The following is a 17,589-nucleotide window of genomic DNA, read 5'->3' as shown; positions in this document are numbered from 1 at the left end:
ATAAAAGATGCTTTAGTCCTCTCTCCTAAGGTAGGAGAGAGTTAGAGTGAGGTATGAAAGGTTTTGATTTATTTCATTTTAGACTTGGATATCTATATATATTGTATCAGTTGGATTTTAATATACAAAAGAACTATTAATAATTATAAAAAATATAATTATTAATAGTTCTAAAATTATAAATATATCTATAAAATTAACTGATATAAATTTAATTTTAATAATGGTTCAACAACCAACTTTGTGATTAACACTAATTATAGTTACAGATATAATTTTAAGAATCTGGAATCAGGAGTCAGAAAGCTGTGAATTATGCTGATTCCAGATTCCTGATAACCGATTTCTTATATTTCATTATTAGTTATCAATCGAATTTTTCACAAAAGTCGTGGAAGATCCTTAATAATAGAGAAAAGAGATTAAGTTATTGATAAAAAAATTAAAGTATGATATCTTAAAGATTAAATAGGAAGTTTATATATAGTCTTTAATTTTATTGTTATAGACTACTATCAAGTATTCTTTTAGTATAAGATTTGGGGTTAATGAACAAGATATATTTGATTTTGATAAATATATCTTCTTCAGATTTGGCTAATTTTAATTCCATTCAATGGGGTGAAGTGATGGAATATGATAATAGGTATTATTTAAGTAAGAAAGTAAGCATTGTTGGTCTGGTAGTAAATATAATTCTATCAATTGTTAAAATTATAGTAGGTTTTATATTTAAAAGTAAAGCTTTAGTAGCTGATGGCTTTCATTCAGTATCTGATATTGCTTCTACACTGGTAGTAATGTTTAGTATGAAGATTTCTGAGCTTCCGCCAGATAAAGAGCATCCTTATGGCCATGGGAAAGCTGAATCCATTGGAACAAAGATATTGGGTATTATTTTAATTTTGACAGGTTTTGGGTTAGCTAAAGGGACATTAGAGAATATCTTCTCAGGAGAGATCGCTATTCCAGGTAAGATGGTCTTGTGGGTGGCTGTACTTTCTATAATAGCTAAAGAGTTGCTGTATAGATATACTATAACAATAGGTAAAGAGATTAATAGTAAGGCTATTATGGCTGATGCTCATCACCATAGATCAGATGCCTTCTCTTCGATAGCAGCTTTAATTGGGGCAGGTGGAGCTATTATCGGTTATCCAATCTTAGACCCTTTAGCTGGAGTAGTAGTGGCTGTATTTATTATCAAGTTGGGTTTTGAAGTATTGATGGATGCTATCGATGAATTGATGGATGCCGTTCCTAACAGAGAAAAGATGGAAGAGATCAAATCCCAAGTTAAGGAACTAGCAAATATTATTGATGTTGGTGATATTAAATTAAGGTCTTATGGTCCACGATTTTTTGTAGATTTAGAGGTAGTAGTAGATGATAATTTAACTGTTGTAGAAGGTCATAAGGTGGCTGTTAAAGTTAGAGATAAGATTAAAGAGCTACATCCAAATGTTGAAGAGGTACTTGTACATATTGATCCTGAAAGTGTTTATGAAGGTAGGTAATAACTTTGGATAAAAATTAATATAGAATTTAAAATAATCTATTATATTAGCAATAAAACTGATATAATATAGACATAAAGCGACACTTTTAGGAATCTGGAATCAGTTATCAGGAAACTGTAAACTATACTGATTCCAGATTCCTGGTTTCCGACACGAAAGTGTCACAATATAACTATTAACCAAATACATCTACATTAAGCAAAGTTAAGATATTAAAATAACCAAAATTACTGATAGGAGTAGGTAGAGTTAATGGAATTGCTAAGTAGAGATAAGCTTATATTTTTATTAATTATAATTATGTTAATCTTAACAGGATGTAAAGATGAATTAGTAATAGATGATTTTTTAATTGGATCTCAATTTTATAATAAGGCGGGCTATTTTATAGGAAATACCAAAGTAGAATTTACTGTTAAGTTGGCTGAAGATCTGTTAGTTGAAGGTTTTGATCAGAATTTACTCTATAAATGGTCTAGTAATGGAGGAGAGATAATATCTCAAGATGAAAATAAGATTACTTATTTAACACCACAGATACCAGGTGATTACTACATTAATGTAATCATAACCGATAATAAGGATCAAGAGCTTAGCTATAAATTTCCTTTTGCAGTTAGAGGGAATTATCCCCAGAAGGTTTTTCTAAAAGAAGCAGAGAATAAGTCTATAGAATCAGGTGTTAAAATTAGTTGGTCAAGTTATACCAAAAATGATTTCTATGCTTATAAAATCTTAAGAAGTAATAATCTCTATATAGACAATAACTTAAAGGTTATAGCTGAAATAGATGATTCCTACTCGACTTCTTATATTGATCATGAAGTAGAAGCTAATCAGCATTATACTTATCAAATCATGGTGATTAATCGATTAGGTTATTTCTCTTTAAGTAATGATAGAATAATTGAAACTTGGTCAAAAGGTACTAAAGAGATTCCAATCGAAGATAATTTGGTGGATATTGTAAAGGATCCTGTCAGGTCTAGGATTTATATCAGTGACAAGAGTAAAAAGCAATTATTAGTCTTAGATAGTGAAAGAGAAGAGATAATCAAGAGGGTTCAATTGGATATTATGCCCCATAAGCTAATGTTAAGTGAAGATAATAGATTCATTCTCTCTTTTTCTCCAGGTACTAAAGAATTACTACAGATTGATTTATTAACTTGGCAAATATATAAATATAATATTGACGAGAAGATACTAGATATAGCTATCAATGAAAACTATGCTTATTTGAGTATTAAAGGAGAATACAATCTTTTAAAATTAGATATTAAGCAGAAGAAGATAGAAGATAGGTTTAAGCTAAGTAGACAAGGTAGGCTGCTTTCTGGAGACCGAATTAGTTTCATAAGAGAAGACTATTTACTAATAGATGATAGTCTCGGTGATGTTCTAATTTATTCTTTAGATGATCTATCTCATCCTATTAGTGATTTAGGTATCTTATCTATTGACAAATTAATTCTATCTAAATTTGGAAAAGAGGATTTGCTTTATACAATTAGTGAATATCCTGATTATGTTAAGGCTATTAGCATAGATAGAGATTTTAATTCAAATTTTGAAAAGACTTTTAGTACGGGGGCGTATCCCAGAGATTTTGTACTAGATAATAAGAATAGTTTATTATTTGTAGTTTGTGATGATAAGAGTATTTATATTTTCTCTACTAAAGATAATAGCCTTATAGATAAAATATCTTTAAAGAATTATATACATCATCTAGATTTAGATGTTAATAATAAGAAGATTTACTTACTTACGTCATCAAGTGAATTGACAAAAAATAACATAGTTATCATTAATTACGAATAATATAAGATTAGGATAATTAATTACTACTTGCCCCTTGTTTGTTACCAGTGTTCAACTTTGGGGTGAAATTTAAATCTGTCGTTATAGAGACAGATTGCGACACGTCGTGTCGAGTGTGAGTGTGTGTAAAGTCTCTTTTTATTGGGATTTACTCACACTCACACACCCACTCACGCTAATTTTAAAAGTGTCGCAATATCTCCATTAGGTTTTACTCTAAAGTTGTTGAGTTTATTATTTGTTAGTTATAATTTATTAATTAGTTATAATTTATTAAATGGATATCTTCATTGTAGCAAGGAGATAGCTATCATTTATAGAAGTAAGATTAAGAGGTGAGATAATGAATGAAGAACTGATTAAACTATTGATTGGAGCAACTGTTATAGCTATTGGTGTGATATTTTTGTATATTCGTAGTGGTAGGAGACAGTCTTTATATGGTTTTATAATTTCAGGTTTGATGAAGTTTTGGGATAGAGTAGTTAAATTATTAGTGGTAGTAGCAGTTATCTGGTTTAGTGTTAGAGTAGTAGCTCATTTATTAAGGAGGATATTATAGGTGTATTATGGTGGTCGTGGGCAGTTATTGGAGGATATGATTGAAGAATCTAACCAACAATATTCACTACAGCAGATGGGAGTTATTCAGAAGATACCTACTCCGGTTAAAGTCTTAAATATTGATTCAAGGACAGGTAAGATTAAGAATGGTTTTTACGAGAAGAAGTCTACAGTTGATTATATTGGTGTATTTAAAGGAGTACCAATTGCTTTCGATGCTAAAGAGACAAATATTGATACTAGGTTAGATTTAAGTAATGTTAAAGAACATCAATATTATTTTCTAAAGAATTGGGTTGAAAACGGTGGTGTAGGTTTTTTAATTATTTATTTTACAAATTTAAATGAGAGTTATTATCTTCCTTTTGAGTTATTAGACGAATATTGGACTAAGATGTTAGCTGGAGGACGTAAGAGTATTCCTTATAAGAGGATTGTACAAGATGGTTATCAGATAGGGAGTAGAGGCTTAATTTTTTTAGATTATTTAAGGATTGTAGAAGAGTATCTAACTGCTAAAGAGGGCTAAAAAAGGATGATTATTGATTAAATCTATTTATAATCTTGATTTTTTCAATTAGGTGTAATAAAATATATATGGCTATCCAAAAATAATTAAGTAAACTAACTTGTACAATTTAGAATATAATAACTATATTATGTGTAGAGGATTTTAGGAGGGATAAATATGGGAAAGAAAATATTAATTACTGATGATGCGAACTTTATGAGAACGATGCTTGCTAAGATAGTTGAGGAGAATGGTTATGAAGTAGTAGGAACTGCAGAAAATGGTGAGGTGGCAATTCAAAAATATAAAGAATTAAAGCCTGATTTAGTAACTATGGATATCACTATGCCTGGTATGGATGGTATTGAGGCTACTAAAGGTATTATGGCAGTAGATCCAAATGCTAAGATTGTAGTATGTAGTGCTATGGGTCAAAAGCCTATGGTATTAGAAGCTATTGAAGCTGGAGCAAAGGACTTTATAGTAAAGCCTATTAAGCCAGAGAAGGTTAAAGAGACTTTGGCTAAATTGATAGGATAATTAAATTATTTAGATAATAAAGAGTAAATATTTATCATAAAAATGATTGATTTAATAAGCAAAGTAAAAGCTATTTTTATAAAATATCTTTAGCTATCATCTTATTAAATAAAAACCAGTTAATCTTTAAAGATTAACTGGTTTTTATTTAGCTATATAGAGATAATGAGACACTTTCGTGTTAGTGTATAGTGTGTAGTTGATAGTGGATAGTTAAGTTCAAAACCATTAAATCCTTTAAGACATAAGACCTTAGTTTTTCAACTCTCAACTATACACTATCAACTATCAACTCAAAAAAGTGTCGCAATATCACCATTAAGTTTCATTTTCAGTTCACATACCTATATAATTAAAATAACTTATATTTATCTGTAAAAATTTAATTTAAATGTATAAATTAATCTACTTAACTTAATCATAGTAATAGAGATTATTTGATAGTCAACTTTAAGATAGAAGTCAATAGGGAGATTCAGATACTAACGAGTAAACAGTTATAATTATGAGTTTAATCATTAGAGGTTATGTTCTTTTAATATAACGAGTATAAATATTAAAATAAGTGGATAATGTATAGTTAGATTAATTAATTTTAGAATTAATAATATGTTTGTCTAGATTGTTTTTTCACTAAAATCATTGGTCAAAATCCTTTAATCATAATATTATATAAATTTTTTTGCCGATAAAAAGGGATATATAGTTATTTATCGAAAGTGATAATTAAGGAGGATAATTTTATAGTTTCATATAATATTAGTTATCGCTTTGTCAAAATAATTAATTTTTAAATAGTAGGGGGAATTTTAATTTATGCCTAATAATGATTTGAAAGCAATAAAAGTGGTTGTTAAGGGAAGGATTCAAGGGGTAGGTTATAGAGCTAATACTCATAAGAAGGCTACTCAGCTAGGTATTACTGGGTATATACGTAGTGTGCAAGGTAGAGAGATAGAACTTGTAGCAGAAGGAAAAGAAGAGGCTTTGGAGGAATTGATAGAATTTTTAGAAGAAGGACCTTCTGGTGCTGAAATTGAAGAATGTCAGGTTGAATGGATAGAAGTAACTGATGAGTTTATTCGATTCTCTATTAAGTATTAAGAGGTAGAGGTGATAATAGTGGGATTCTTTTCAAAATTAAAGAAGGTATTTTTAGCTGGTGATAAGGGAACAAACCAAAATTTAATTGAAATACATGTAAGATGTAATAAGTGTGGAGAGCAAATTAACTCTTTTTTTAGAAAAAATTATGACCTACAGAGCGATTATGGAGGAGAAGAGTGGGCCTACTTGATTGATAAGAATTTGGTATGCCCAGGGTGCTATCAGAGTATTATTATGAGAATAGAGTTTGATAAAAGGCTTAATAGTATTAATAGTGAATTAACTGGTGGGGAATTTATTATTGATGAGGATAGTTCTCAAAATTAATATTACTAAGCTTTAAATTTTTAATTATATCGTAGAACAGACCCTTATATCAGGGAGTTAGTGATTGGCTATTGCTGATAGGTAGTAGTTGATTAAGCTCTCTGATATAATGAATTTTTTGTACATAATTTACTTAAAAATATTTTATTCATAGTTGCTTTTGCTTTAAAAACTAGTATATGGGACTTACTAAATGAATAATATCTATTAAGTTATTTTAATTTTAATAACAGTGACAAGTAACGAGTGATAAGTAATAAGTTAAGGTCAAAAGATTAAAATATTATAAGCTTCAATTTAGGACTAAACAGTTATAGGAGTTTTTAAAGAGTAAAAATTATTAATATAATTTAGGATAAATGTTATTAATCAAATAACAGCATTAACTATCAAGAATTTATATTTAGTTTAATAAGACTATCATAATAATGTAATATATTTTAAAAGATTATAAGGTTATCGAAATAAATTTTAATCTTGTTGGAAAATGATTTTGGGAGGATACAATATGAATGTGGCTAATCTTTTAACCTTAAGTCGAATTATATTATTGCCTTTTTTCATCATCTTTTTCTTTAGCAATTATGAAAATAACTTTATGATTGCTGGAATAATATTTACTATCTCTGGCTTAACAGATTTATTAGATGGATATGTGGCTAGAAAATATAATCAGGTCTCTCATTTAGGAAGGTTACTAGATCCTTTAGCAGATAAATTAACTATGATTTCAGTATTTATTGTGTTAGCAATTAATAATTCTATTCATATATGGGTTATATTGGTTATTTTAATTAGAGAAATTATTATATTAATTGGCTCTTTTATTGTCTATTTTAATAGTGATGATATTATTAGTCCAAGTAAATTTGGAAAATCAGCTACTTTTTTATTGTATGTAACGGCAGCTGCTTATATCTTAGACTTTTCTATCTTTAAGATTGCTTTATTTATAGCACTTCCGTTGACGATTATATCTGGAATTAGTTACTGTCTGGAGGCCTATAAATTTTTATTTAAAGCCAAGGAAATCTAGTGATTGAATTAGTATATTAAAATTTTATTTTTGAATCAAAGGAAATATAGATTTTATTTAAACTTCTCCTTTGATTCAATTTCTTTAAATTTTTATATTTTATTGTGCAAAGATGTGATTACCTATTTGATTTACCACTGGTCTATTATAAATCCACGGAGAAGTAGTCTTAAGGGGATTATAATAGAATAGGGCTCCATTGCTAGGGTCAAGTCCCTTTATAGCTGAAAGAGCAGCCTTAGTGGCCTCTAAGTCAGGTTCTAATTTAAATTGACCATCACTAATAGCAGTAAAAGCCAAAGGTTGATAGATAACTTCTGAGATAGTATTAGGAAAATCTTTGCTTTTAACTCTATTAATAACTACAGCTCCTACAGCGATTTTCCCAATAAAAGGTTCTCCTCTAGCTTCAGCATGAATTATCTTGGCTAATAGATAAAATTCATCTGGGCTTATAGAATTTTTTGGAGAACTTTCAGCTAAAACTGGATTGATAAATAGGGCCAAAATTATGGGGATAATAGATAATGAGCTTCACTTCATTGTTTATCACCTCTGCTAAAATCTTTGACTATATTTTATTATTAATTATTATAATATTTATATTGATAAAGTATACTAAGAATAAATTAAAGTAATAATTAGAATTTTTTATTATTACAAATTTCAGCTACTATTGGAGTTATATTTTTGAGCTTGAGTCTTTTTGAAATCTAGCTAATAACTTGTTGGAAGGAGGGAGTTTGATATGGATTGCTTTCAATCTGCTTTAGAACAGAAAGTTTATGCAGTAGTAGGTGCATCAAACAACAAAGATAAGTATGGTTATAAGGTATTTAAATTTTTAAAGAATCATAATGTTGAAGTTTACCCTATTAATCCTAATGCTAGCAAAATAGAAGGGACAAGATGTTATGATAGTTTATCAAAGGTACCAGAGCAGGTTAATGTAGCGGTTACAGTTGTGCCACCTCAAGTTAGCAAGCAGATAGTCAAAGAGTGCAGTGTTTTAGAGATAGAATATATTTGGATGCAACCAGGCTCAGAGTTTGAAGATGTAGAAATTTATTGTGAAGAATTGGGAGTGAAATGTATTGTTAATAAATGTATCATGATAGAGATGAAGGATTAGAAATTAAATTATTTACTCATTACTCAGCTGTCTTAATAGATTATTAAAGGCTAATATTTATATTCGATTTCAATTAATGATTAAAGGGAGGAATTTTAAATGAAGACAGAGACTTGGCACCCATTTAGTGAGATTAATACTTTACGTAATAAGATTAATCTATTTGCTGATGAAAGTATAATCGAGTATAGTAAAATGGCAGACCCTACAGTTGATATCTATGAAGAAGGGGATAAGCTGACAGCTAGAATTAGTCTGGGAAATATTGATGTAGAAACTATTCAAATATCAATAAGTACAGAGAGTATAATTGTTAATTCTGGGGATAAGAGTAATATAATTAAGAGTATATCTTTACCAGTTAAAGTTGATGATAATAATTCAGATATTGAATTAGAAGATGGAGTAGCTAAGGTAACCATGCCTATAGTCGAATGATGAGTTCAAAATAAAAAATTTCATATATATAGAAACCGATAAAGATTTCACATTAACAGTTACGAGTAATACTAAAAAGTTAAAATATTTTTTGCAACGAATCTCACGAATTAACGCCAATTAAAATCAAAAGATTTTAAATTTTTGACTTAGTCTGTTAATATCTAATTCGTATAATTCGTGTTAATTCGCACCCCAAGAGTACTTCTTTGGATAAATTACCTCAGGGCGTTGCTGGATTAATTCAAATTCTTTTTCATGTTTTATATAGTCAAGTATATTTATATACTTGACTCTTTTTATTAAAATTGATATAAGTAGTTTGTTAGAGAATTATTTTTTATTTTTCAGGTATATAAATAAGCAGAAGATATAGAATAATTAATAATTTAAAGATTGTTCCAGCACCTGATTTTAATAATATTAGGAGGCAATTCATTCAATGGAAGATAACAACCAAGGAGATTTTGAGGAGATTGATTTAAAGGAGTATCTTGGGTTATTAGTAGAGAGAAGAAGGTTAATTATAGGGATATTTATCTTAGGCATATTAGCAGGTACTTTGGTCAATTTTTTAGCAGAGCCTGTCTATCAATCTGATACTATTATTAAATTAAGTAATTCCAGTGGTAAATATTCTAATATGAATTATGCTAAGCAGAAGATTAAGAGTTTAAATTACATAGAAGAGATAACTAAGGAGCTTAATTTATCATATACCTTAGACAAGCTCAATAAGTTTAGAGAGAATAATTTGAAAGTTGATAAGTTGGAAGATGATGTATTGGCTATATCCTTTAAGAGTAATGACCCTCAAAAAGCAAAGCAGATACTTAGTGGTATAATAGATTTTTTTAAGCAAGAGAGCCTTAGTAATTTTGAAAGATTAAAAGAAGAAAAACTAGACTATTTAGAAGTTATTAATGAAGAAATTTCTAAATTAGCAGAAGATTTAAAAACGAGTAATAAAGTGGTGGCAGAACTTAAAAATTTAGAGATGTCTGCAGGAGATAAGGCTATTATCAGTAATAATCTAAATGATAGGTGGAGTAATATGCAGGAGATAAAGGTATCTTTAATTAACAACAAACAAGATATTATTGCCCAAATCAATAATATGGAAGAATTAGAGATTATCAATCCTCCTATGGCCTCTCAAGATCCAATTAAACCAAAGAGGTTGTTAAATATAGTTATTAGTGCCCTGCTTGGATTATTTATAGGGATATTTATGTCATTATTTTTAGAATTTTTGGAGCAATGATTAATATTGATTAGGTTTAGAGATAGAGGTAGATTTGATTATAATCTTTAGTAGAAGGAGAGTAATTATGGTTGCATTACCTAATATTCTTTATCAGAATTTAAAGAGATATTTTGGATATAATGATTTTAGACCTAGGCAGAAGGAGGTATTGAGATATTTATTTGCTGGTAATGATTTATTAGCTATCTTACCAACAGGAAGTGGTAAATCTCTTTGTTATCAGTTACCTGCTACTTGTTTATCAGGTTTAGTGATAGTAGTATCTCCTCTAATCTCTTTGATGAAGGATCAGGTAGATAGTTTGAGCTCTAAAGGTATTAAAGCAACTTATATCAATAGTTCGCTAAATTGGTATGAGCAACAAAGAAGGTTAAAAGGAGTTGTACAAGGGGATTATGATATTATCTATGTTGCTCCAGAACGCTTTGAATCTACTATTTTTTTAGATAGATTAGCTAAGGTAGGGGTGTCTTTATTTGCTGTTGATGAAGCCCACTGTATCTCAGAGTGGGGTCATGACTTTAGACCAAGCTATCTAAAATTAGCAGAAGTAAGAAAGAGGTTAGGTAATCCTAGATTGATTGCTTTAACAGCTACTGCTACCTTTGAAGTTAGAAAAGATATTATTAAGGGATTGGCTTTAGAAGATTTTAAAGTATTGATAAAAGGTTTTGAACGGAGAAATCTATATTTAGAAGTGAAGAAGGTAGAGAATGAGTTTAGCAAAAAAGAAGAGTTATTACAGATATTGACCTATAATTCATTACCTGCAATTGTCTATGTAGGGACTAGAAGTAGAGTTGAAGAGATAATGGCTTTTTTAGAAGATAAATTTTCAGTAATAGGCTATCATGGAGGGATGAAACCTCATCAAAGAAGAGAGGCTCAAGAGCTCTTTATGGAGGGAAAGTATGATATTGTTGTAGCTACAAATGCTTTTGGGATGGGAGTTGACAAAGCTGATATTAGGTTAGTAGTCCATTATGAGCTTCCTGGTACTTTAGAGGCTTATTATCAAGAGATTGGTAGAGCAGGCAGAGATGGTTTTTTTAGTAAATGTATACTTCTTTATCAAGAAGATGATAGTGACTTAAGGGAGTTCTTTATTGATAGTGACTATCCACACAGAGAGATAGTAGAAGAGGTCTATGCTTTTTTCTTATCTAAAGATCAAGAAGAGGTGGAGGTTGATTTAAATCAACTCTATTTTCAGTTAAGAACTCTTCCTAGCAGATTAGCCCTTGATGCTACATTAAGGCTATTAATAAAGGAAGGTTATCTAAAGTGTATAACTAGTAGGGAGCAAGAGGTAGTTTATCAGATTTTAACAAGGGCAGATCCTAAAAAATTAGGGATAGATTATTTGCACTTACAAGCTCTTAAAGAGAATAAGTATCAGAAGTTATCTGAGTTAAAAGGATATATAGGTACTAAAGAGTGTCGCCATCAATATATACTTAATTATTTTGATGATGAAGAGGTTTTAAATTATTGTCCTGGTTGTGATAATTGTGATAAAGTTAATCAAAATAGGGTTATAACTAAAGAATTAGGTATTCTAGTACAGAAAATCTTAAGTTGTGTGATTAAGTTAGGAGGGAGATTTGGGGTTACTACTATAGCTAAGGTATTGATAGGTTCTAAATCAAATAAATTATTAGCAAGAGGGTTGGATAAGGTATCTACCTATGGAATTGTCAATGATTTTAGCTATGAAGATATTATTAGCATAATAGAAGAGCTAATTGAAGCTCGATATCTTAAGAGGAAGAAAGGAAGATACCCTACAGTTCAAATTACTAAATCAGGTTATAAAATTTTACATCAACCCTATAACTTAGATTGGGATTTAGTTAGGGAAGGTAACCAGATAAATAATTTAACTAATCAGGCTAGAATAGAGCTATTAAATAGGTTGAAGGATTTAAGAGTTAGGCTATCTAAAGAATTTAATCAAGCTCCTTTTATTATAGCTCATGATAAGACCCTAGAAGAGTTAGTAAACAGATTACCAACAAATCGTGCAGAAATGCTAAAGGTTAAAGGTTTTGGAGAAGTTACTTATAAAAGGTATGGAGAGTCATTCTTAGAAGTCATTAGAGAATTTATACAAGCTAAACCAGAGTTGGAAAGAATAGAAAATCCTATTTATTTAGAGGGAACCTATGAAGAGACCTTTAACTTATATAAAGATGGACTATCTTTAGAAGAGATTGCAAAAGAGCGGGACTTAGCAGTAGGTACAATTATAGATCATTTATCAAAGCTAGTAGAGTCAGGAGTAGAGGTGGATATTAAGAGATTTGTATCTGTTAGTGAGTTAGAGGAGATAGAGGCGGCTATTGCCAAAGTAGGGCATCAACCTTTAAAGGGAATTAAAGAATTAGTTAGTAAAGAGATAGATTATAATAAGATAAGACTAGTAGTGGCTAGCTATAAAAAGGAGCTAATGATTGATTGAACAAGGACAAACTAATATGAATTTAAAGAAAGTAAGATCCAGCTATTTCAAATGAAATAGCTGGATCTTTTATTTTAACTGTTTAAAGTCTTTAATAATATCAGTTGATTTAGTCAGCTCACTTTAACAATTACCATTATTTAGGATCATATTTCTATTTAGTATAGAGTATATATATACTAATCAAATATGAAATATGGGTGATTGCTATGTTTCTTATAAAGGATAGGATTGTCCTAAGTATGTCGATGATTAGATTTATTTCAGGGATGATTGAGTTTACAGCAGCCTTATTGATGTTTAAGTTCAATTCCCGAGAGACTGCTTTTCAAATTAACTCTTTTTTGGCACTGGTAGGTCCGACGGTAATGATTTTAGTCACTAGTTTAGGGCTAATAGGGTTGGCAGGTAAATTTTCTTTATTACAGATGGGAGTTATTATTGTAGGAGTTACATTAATATTTATAGGTATGAAATTATAAATATTATAGCTTAGTATAGTTAAAGAATTAATTAATAAAATAATCTGTAAAGGTGTGATATTATGGGTAGAATTTTTAGTAATGGGTGGAATCTAGATATAGAGTTTCCCTTAGTTGGAAGGGAGGGGAAACCAAGAAGAAATGGCTTGACCATGGTCTTAGATAAGGGATTAGGACTATATGAGACCGAGGATTTATTAGAGGTTGCTTCAGAGTATATAGATTTTTTGAAATTGAGTTTCGGTACTTCAGCATTATATCCTAAGGATTTATTAAAGAAAAAGATAGAATTAGTTAAAGGTTATGGAGTTGAGATATATCCTGGGGGTACTTTCTTAGAAGTAGCAATTGTTCAAAATAAGTGGGAAGAGTACTTATATAAGGCTAAAGAATTAGGTTTTAATGCTATTGAGGTATCTGATGGAACTATTGATTTGACTGCTAATTTAAGGAGTACCATTATTAAAAAAGCTAGAGAACTTGAATTTAAAGTCTTTGCTGAGATTGGTAAGAAGGATAAGGATGAAGAGTTTAGGGTCACTCAGATGATTAAGCAACTAAAGAGGGATATAGCTGATGGTGCTGATAAGGTAATTGTTGAGGCTAGAGAATCTGGTAAGGGAGTATCGATCTATAATGAGAATGGAGAGGCTGATGAGTTAAAATTACAGAAGTTATTGGTAGATGCGCCCCACCCTACTGATATTATTTGGGAAGCACCTTTAAAGAAGCAACAAGTATATTTTATTAATAGCTTAGGGAATAATGTTAATTTAGGAAATATTGATGTCCGTGATATTCTAGCTTTAGAGTCTCTGCGTACGGGTTTACGAGGAGATACCTTTAAGAAGACTTTAAATTTAGAAAGCTCTAGTGAAACTGTTATAGAGATTGATGTTTGAGAGATAACTTTACTAGATTAAACTCTTATGATAGTATAAAAGTTGGTATAATAGTTAGAAAAAGCGATGCTTTTAGGAATCTGGAATCAGTTATAAGCACTGGTTCCAGATTCCTGATTCCCGACACGAAAGTGTCACAATATACCCATGAAACTATAATATATTCAAGGAGTAATTTAGTCTAACATGTTCTAATATAGAATAAACTGGAGGGTTAGTTGATGAAAATAGATGTGATATTCTCTGCAGATAGAATTGAAGAAGATAATGTAAGGGGTAAAACAGCAGTGGTTATTGATACTTTACGGGCAACTAGTACTATTGTAAGTTCTTTAGCCAATGGAGCTAAAGAGGTTATCCCAGTAGTTAGTATTGAAGAAGCTAAGAGCTTAAAAAGAAGCCAAGGAGAAGAATCTTTAGTTGCTGGTGAACGGGGAGGGGTTAAGATTGAAGAGTTTGATCTGGGTAACTCTCCAAGGGATTATAGGCAAGATGTTGTAGATGCTAAGACTATTATTTTAACCACTACTAATGGGACTAAATGTTTTATTAGGTTAAAGAGTGCTAAAGAGGTACTAGTTCTTTCTTTACTAAATTTAGAAGCTATTAATAATTATCTTCAGGATAAAGAGAAAGTTGTCTTCTGTTGTGCAGGAACCCATGGAGAGTTTGCGTTAGATGATTTTGTTACTGCTGGTGCTAGCATAGCTAAGCTTATTGCTAGTAAAGATGTTAAATTAAGTGATCGAGCTTTAGTAGCTTACCAGATATATTTACAGAATAAAGATAATATCTTGGCTATAATTAAAGGATCTAAGAGTGGACAGAATCTAGTTTCCTTGGGTAAAGAGAAGGATATTGATTATATAGTAGCGGGTCAAAAGTTTGGTGTGGTACCTAGCTATCGGGAAGGGAAGATAAAAATTTAATAGATTAATAAAAAGATGGCTTAAGCCATCTTTTTACAATTTATAATATAGGTATGTGAATTCAAAATAAAACTTAATGAGTATATTGGGACACTTTTAAAATTAGCGTGAGTGGGTGTGTGAGTGTGAGTAAACCCTAATAAAAAGAAGTTTTACACACTCACACTCATAGCTCACACTCGACACAAAGTGTCGCATTATCCTTCTATAGTGTCCTGGTTAAATTTTATTCTAGATTTACGAACCTATATTATACTTTTACTTGGACTTAAATTTAAACTCTTTTTCTTTTAATTGAAAATTATATAAGCTCTGATGCTATTCTATTTCTTCTTTAAGCTACATAAAATTTTATTAAGTATGGGTTTAGGGGAGTTGATTAGGTGAATATAAGTTATATCTTTCTTTTAATAATTTTTAGTATAGGTCTATTATCAAAATCAGATTTATTGGTATTAGCTAGTATAATATTATTTATTTTAAAGCTGATTAGAGGGAATAATCTTTTATTGATTTTAGATAATTTGGGGATAAAGATAGGTCTATTATTCTTATTATTATCAGTAATGGTTCCTTTAGTTGATGGTAGTATATCATTATTGGAGATAATCAAGAGTTATAAATCTGTTGTAGCAATCTTTGCTTTAATTAGTGGTTTATTAGCTACTAAAGTCGTTGGTATGGGTATTGTACTATTAGAGCGTCAACCTGAATTGATAGTAGGAATGCTGTTAGGGTCTATAATTGGGATAATCTTTTTTGATGGTGTTCCAACAGGACCTTTATTAGCAGCAGGTTTAACTGCTATCTTTTATCAGTTATATACTATGCTGATTAATTAGAAGAAGGGGGAAGGTTAAATGGGTTGGATATTCATTATATTATTGATTATTTTTTTGTGGCTATTAAAGAATCATCCTACTAGATCAAATTTTAAAATTTTTGATAACTATAGTTATTATATAAGTAAGTATTTAGATGTAAATAAGAAGAATGATAAGGATAAAGGCCATGATAATTAATTATTATCTTGGCCTTTTGCTAATAAGATCTCTTCTTTCAGGAAGATATAAGTTAAGATTGATACTGCTAAGGCAATTGCTGAAGCTGTTAGAAACATTACGGTTTTACTGATTTCATAGAGTAGACTAAATACTGGTGGGCCAGCAGCTACCCCTAAAAAACGGACACTACCATAAATAGAGGTAATTCCTCCTCTTTGTCCACTACCAGCGGCACTGGTAACTAGGGTATTTAAAGCAGGTAAGACTATCCCATTTCCTACTCCTAATAGAGCAAGTAATACTAGATAAAGAGTTAAACCATCTAAAAAAGGTAAGATAGCTAATGAGATACAGTCTATTAAAAGTCCTAAGGACATTACCTTTTTAAATCCTTTGCCTCTTTTTTTAAGATAAGCTCCTGAGAGATAAGAGCTAGTAGACATTAGAAGGATAGGAAGGGAGATTAATAGCCCTTTTTTTAAGCCTCGAATATGATATTTTGTTTCAAGTACATCAGAAATATGTGATAATACTCCAAATAGTAGAAAGAGTACTGTTACTCCAGCCAATAAGCTAAAAAATAAAGAAGCTCCTTTTTCACTAAAAATTTTTTTAATGTCATTGATATAATCCTTCAATTTCTGTTCTTTAGTATTATTTTCTGGCTCTTTAATGATAAGAAAGAAGGCGATAGTAATAGGTACAGCTAATATAGCATAAGAGAAGAAGATAGCATACCAAGAGATTAAGGCTACTGCTGCTCCAAGTAAAGGACTCATAACCTTGCCTAGGCCATTTGCTGCCTCAACAGTTCCTAGAGCAGAGCTACGCTCATTTGATTGGAATATATCACCGACCAATGCTATGACGATAGGATAAGTTCCAGCTGCTCCTATTCCTTGTATAATCCTACCTGCTAGAACTAAATGATACCCCTTCTCTTTTAACATGATAGCAGCTATTCCTGAAACAACACCTCCAATCCCATAAGTAATTAAAGAAGGGATAATAATTTTTTTACGCCCATATCTATCTGAGAGATACCCTAATAAGGGGATAGCTAGGCCAGCTGAAGCCGAAAATAGGGTAATCATTAGTCCAACTTGAAATTGATTGATATTTAAAGCTGACTTTATTTTAGGGAATTCTGGGATAAGCATAGAATTTCCTAATACCATTAAGAAGGGTACTGTAGCAAAGACGGCAATCATTATTTTAGAATTTTTTTTCATTAAAATTAATTCCCCCCAATCATTATTTTGAATTTTATGAGAAGATGATTTACTGATACTCTTATTAGTTTGAGCAGTTAGACAAATTTTTATGTTAAGATAAAGTAGATAAAATAATTGGAAATATATTTAGAGCAATTAAGATGATCTCAGTAGAGTATCCTTTAGGGCAAAGTAGATTCTGCTCTTTTAGTAGAAGTGATATAATAGAGATATAGTGCGACACTTTTTATAATGATAAATTTACTAGCCACAGGTTTCAACCTGTGGTGATGGTGATATGTTACACTACGGGTTAAAACCCGTAGCTAAA

The 17,589-nt window shown here is 30.3% G+C and carries 19 protein-coding genes; 17 read left to right on the top strand and 2 right to left on the bottom strand.

The genetic code is table 11. The annotated features are described in order from the left end of the window. Nucleotides 1-548: 548 nt before the first annotated feature. From ACTCDL_RS07135 to pgsA, 8 genes are all read left to right on the top strand, one after another. Entirely contained in the window at nucleotides 549-1,517 is a 969-nt protein-coding gene (locus ACTCDL_RS07135) for a cation diffusion facilitator family transporter (protein WP_463175426.1), read from the top strand. Between the two features lie 255 nt (nucleotides 1,518-1,772). Continuing rightward, entirely contained in the window at nucleotides 1,773-3,344 is a 1,572-nt protein-coding gene (locus ACTCDL_RS07130; protein ID WP_463175424.1) for a YncE family protein, read from the top strand. 343 nt (nucleotides 3,345-3,687) lie between these two features. After that, nucleotides 3,688-3,906, top strand: a complete 219-nt coding sequence (locus ACTCDL_RS07125; RefSeq protein WP_463175423.1) for a hypothetical protein — start codon at nucleotides 3,688-3,690, stop codon at nucleotides 3,904-3,906. Further along, entirely contained in the window at nucleotides 3,907-4,437 is a 531-nt protein-coding gene (locus tag ACTCDL_RS07120) for a Holliday junction resolvase RecU (protein WP_463175421.1), read from the top strand. It begins immediately after the preceding gene. 159 nt (nucleotides 4,438-4,596) lie between these two features. Next, a complete protein-coding gene (locus ACTCDL_RS07115) occupies nucleotides 4,597-4,959 on the top strand; it encodes a response regulator (RefSeq protein ID WP_068717113.1) in 363 nt (120 codons plus the stop codon). An 816-nt stretch (nucleotides 4,960-5,775) separates the two neighbouring features. Continuing rightward, the gene (locus ACTCDL_RS07110) at nucleotides 5,776-6,063 is read left to right on the top strand and encodes an acylphosphatase (RefSeq protein WP_463175420.1); all 288 of its coding nucleotides are present in this window, start codon (nucleotides 5,776-5,778) and stop codon (nucleotides 6,061-6,063) included. 9 nt (nucleotides 6,064-6,072) lie between these two features. After that, nucleotides 6,073-6,393, top strand: coding sequence for a hypothetical protein (locus ACTCDL_RS07105; RefSeq protein ID WP_463175419.1), 321 nt, complete (start codon nucleotides 6,073-6,075; stop codon nucleotides 6,391-6,393). A 508-nt stretch (nucleotides 6,394-6,901) separates the two neighbouring features. Further along, a complete protein-coding gene (pgsA, locus tag ACTCDL_RS07100) occupies nucleotides 6,902-7,429 on the top strand; it encodes a CDP-diacylglycerol--glycerol-3-phosphate 3-phosphatidyltransferase (RefSeq protein WP_463175418.1) in 528 nt (175 codons plus the stop codon). Between the two features lie 99 nt (nucleotides 7,430-7,528). On the opposite strand, the gene ACTCDL_RS07095 is transcribed toward pgsA, so the two are convergent. Then, nucleotides 7,529-7,936 (bottom strand): cell wall hydrolase, encoded by a 408-nt coding sequence (locus ACTCDL_RS07095; protein WP_463175416.1) that lies wholly within the window; start codon nucleotides 7,934-7,936, stop codon nucleotides 7,529-7,531. 241 nt (nucleotides 7,937-8,177) lie between these two features. Between ACTCDL_RS07095 and ACTCDL_RS07090 the strand changes: the two genes are divergently transcribed. From ACTCDL_RS07090 to ACTCDL_RS07050, 9 genes are all read left to right on the top strand, one after another. Continuing rightward, nucleotides 8,178-8,561: a CoA-binding protein gene (locus tag ACTCDL_RS07090; RefSeq protein WP_463175414.1), complete on the top strand. Its 384-nt coding sequence runs from the start codon at nucleotides 8,178-8,180 to the stop codon at nucleotides 8,559-8,561. 99 nt (nucleotides 8,562-8,660) lie between these two features. Further along, nucleotides 8,661-8,999, top strand: a complete 339-nt coding sequence (locus ACTCDL_RS07085) for an Hsp20/alpha crystallin family protein (RefSeq protein ID WP_463175412.1) — start codon at nucleotides 8,661-8,663, stop codon at nucleotides 8,997-8,999. A 442-nt stretch (nucleotides 9,000-9,441) separates the two neighbouring features. Further along, a complete protein-coding gene (locus ACTCDL_RS07080; RefSeq protein ID WP_463175411.1) occupies nucleotides 9,442-10,263 on the top strand; it encodes a Wzz/FepE/Etk N-terminal domain-containing protein in 822 nt (273 codons plus the stop codon). Between the two features lie 67 nt (nucleotides 10,264-10,330). Beyond that, entirely contained in the window at nucleotides 10,331-12,727 is a 2,397-nt protein-coding gene (locus ACTCDL_RS07075; protein ID WP_463175410.1) for a RecQ family ATP-dependent DNA helicase, read from the top strand. 209 nt (nucleotides 12,728-12,936) lie between these two features. Further along, complete coding sequence (locus ACTCDL_RS07070) at nucleotides 12,937-13,209, top strand: YqhV family protein (protein ID WP_068717132.1); 273 nt, start codon at nucleotides 12,937-12,939, stop codon at nucleotides 13,207-13,209. Between the two features lie 62 nt (nucleotides 13,210-13,271). Next, complete coding sequence (gene comA / locus ACTCDL_RS07065; protein ID WP_463175408.1) at nucleotides 13,272-14,111, top strand: phosphosulfolactate synthase; 840 nt, start codon at nucleotides 13,272-13,274, stop codon at nucleotides 14,109-14,111. A 221-nt stretch (nucleotides 14,112-14,332) separates the two neighbouring features. After that, nucleotides 14,333-15,040 (top strand): 2-phosphosulfolactate phosphatase, encoded by a 708-nt coding sequence (locus ACTCDL_RS07060; protein WP_463175407.1) that lies wholly within the window; start codon nucleotides 14,333-14,335, stop codon nucleotides 15,038-15,040. Nucleotides 15,041-15,423: 383 nt separating this feature from the next. Beyond that, complete coding sequence (locus ACTCDL_RS07055; RefSeq protein ID WP_463175406.1) at nucleotides 15,424-15,882, top strand: DUF441 domain-containing protein; 459 nt, start codon at nucleotides 15,424-15,426, stop codon at nucleotides 15,880-15,882. An 18-nt stretch (nucleotides 15,883-15,900) separates the two neighbouring features. Beyond that, entirely contained in the window at nucleotides 15,901-16,062 is a 162-nt protein-coding gene (locus tag ACTCDL_RS07050) for a hypothetical protein (RefSeq protein ID WP_463175404.1), read from the top strand. Here ACTCDL_RS07050 and ACTCDL_RS07045 read toward each other — a convergent pair. Beyond that, entirely contained in the window at nucleotides 16,059-17,333 is a 1,275-nt protein-coding gene (locus ACTCDL_RS07045) for an MFS transporter (RefSeq protein WP_463175427.1), read from the bottom strand. The genes ACTCDL_RS07050 and ACTCDL_RS07045 overlap by 4 nt on opposite strands. Nucleotides 17,334-17,589: the final 256 nt, after the last annotated feature.

The organism is Orenia sp. (assembly GCF_055140805.1).
This window is presented reverse-complemented; position numbering and strand designations above follow the sequence as displayed.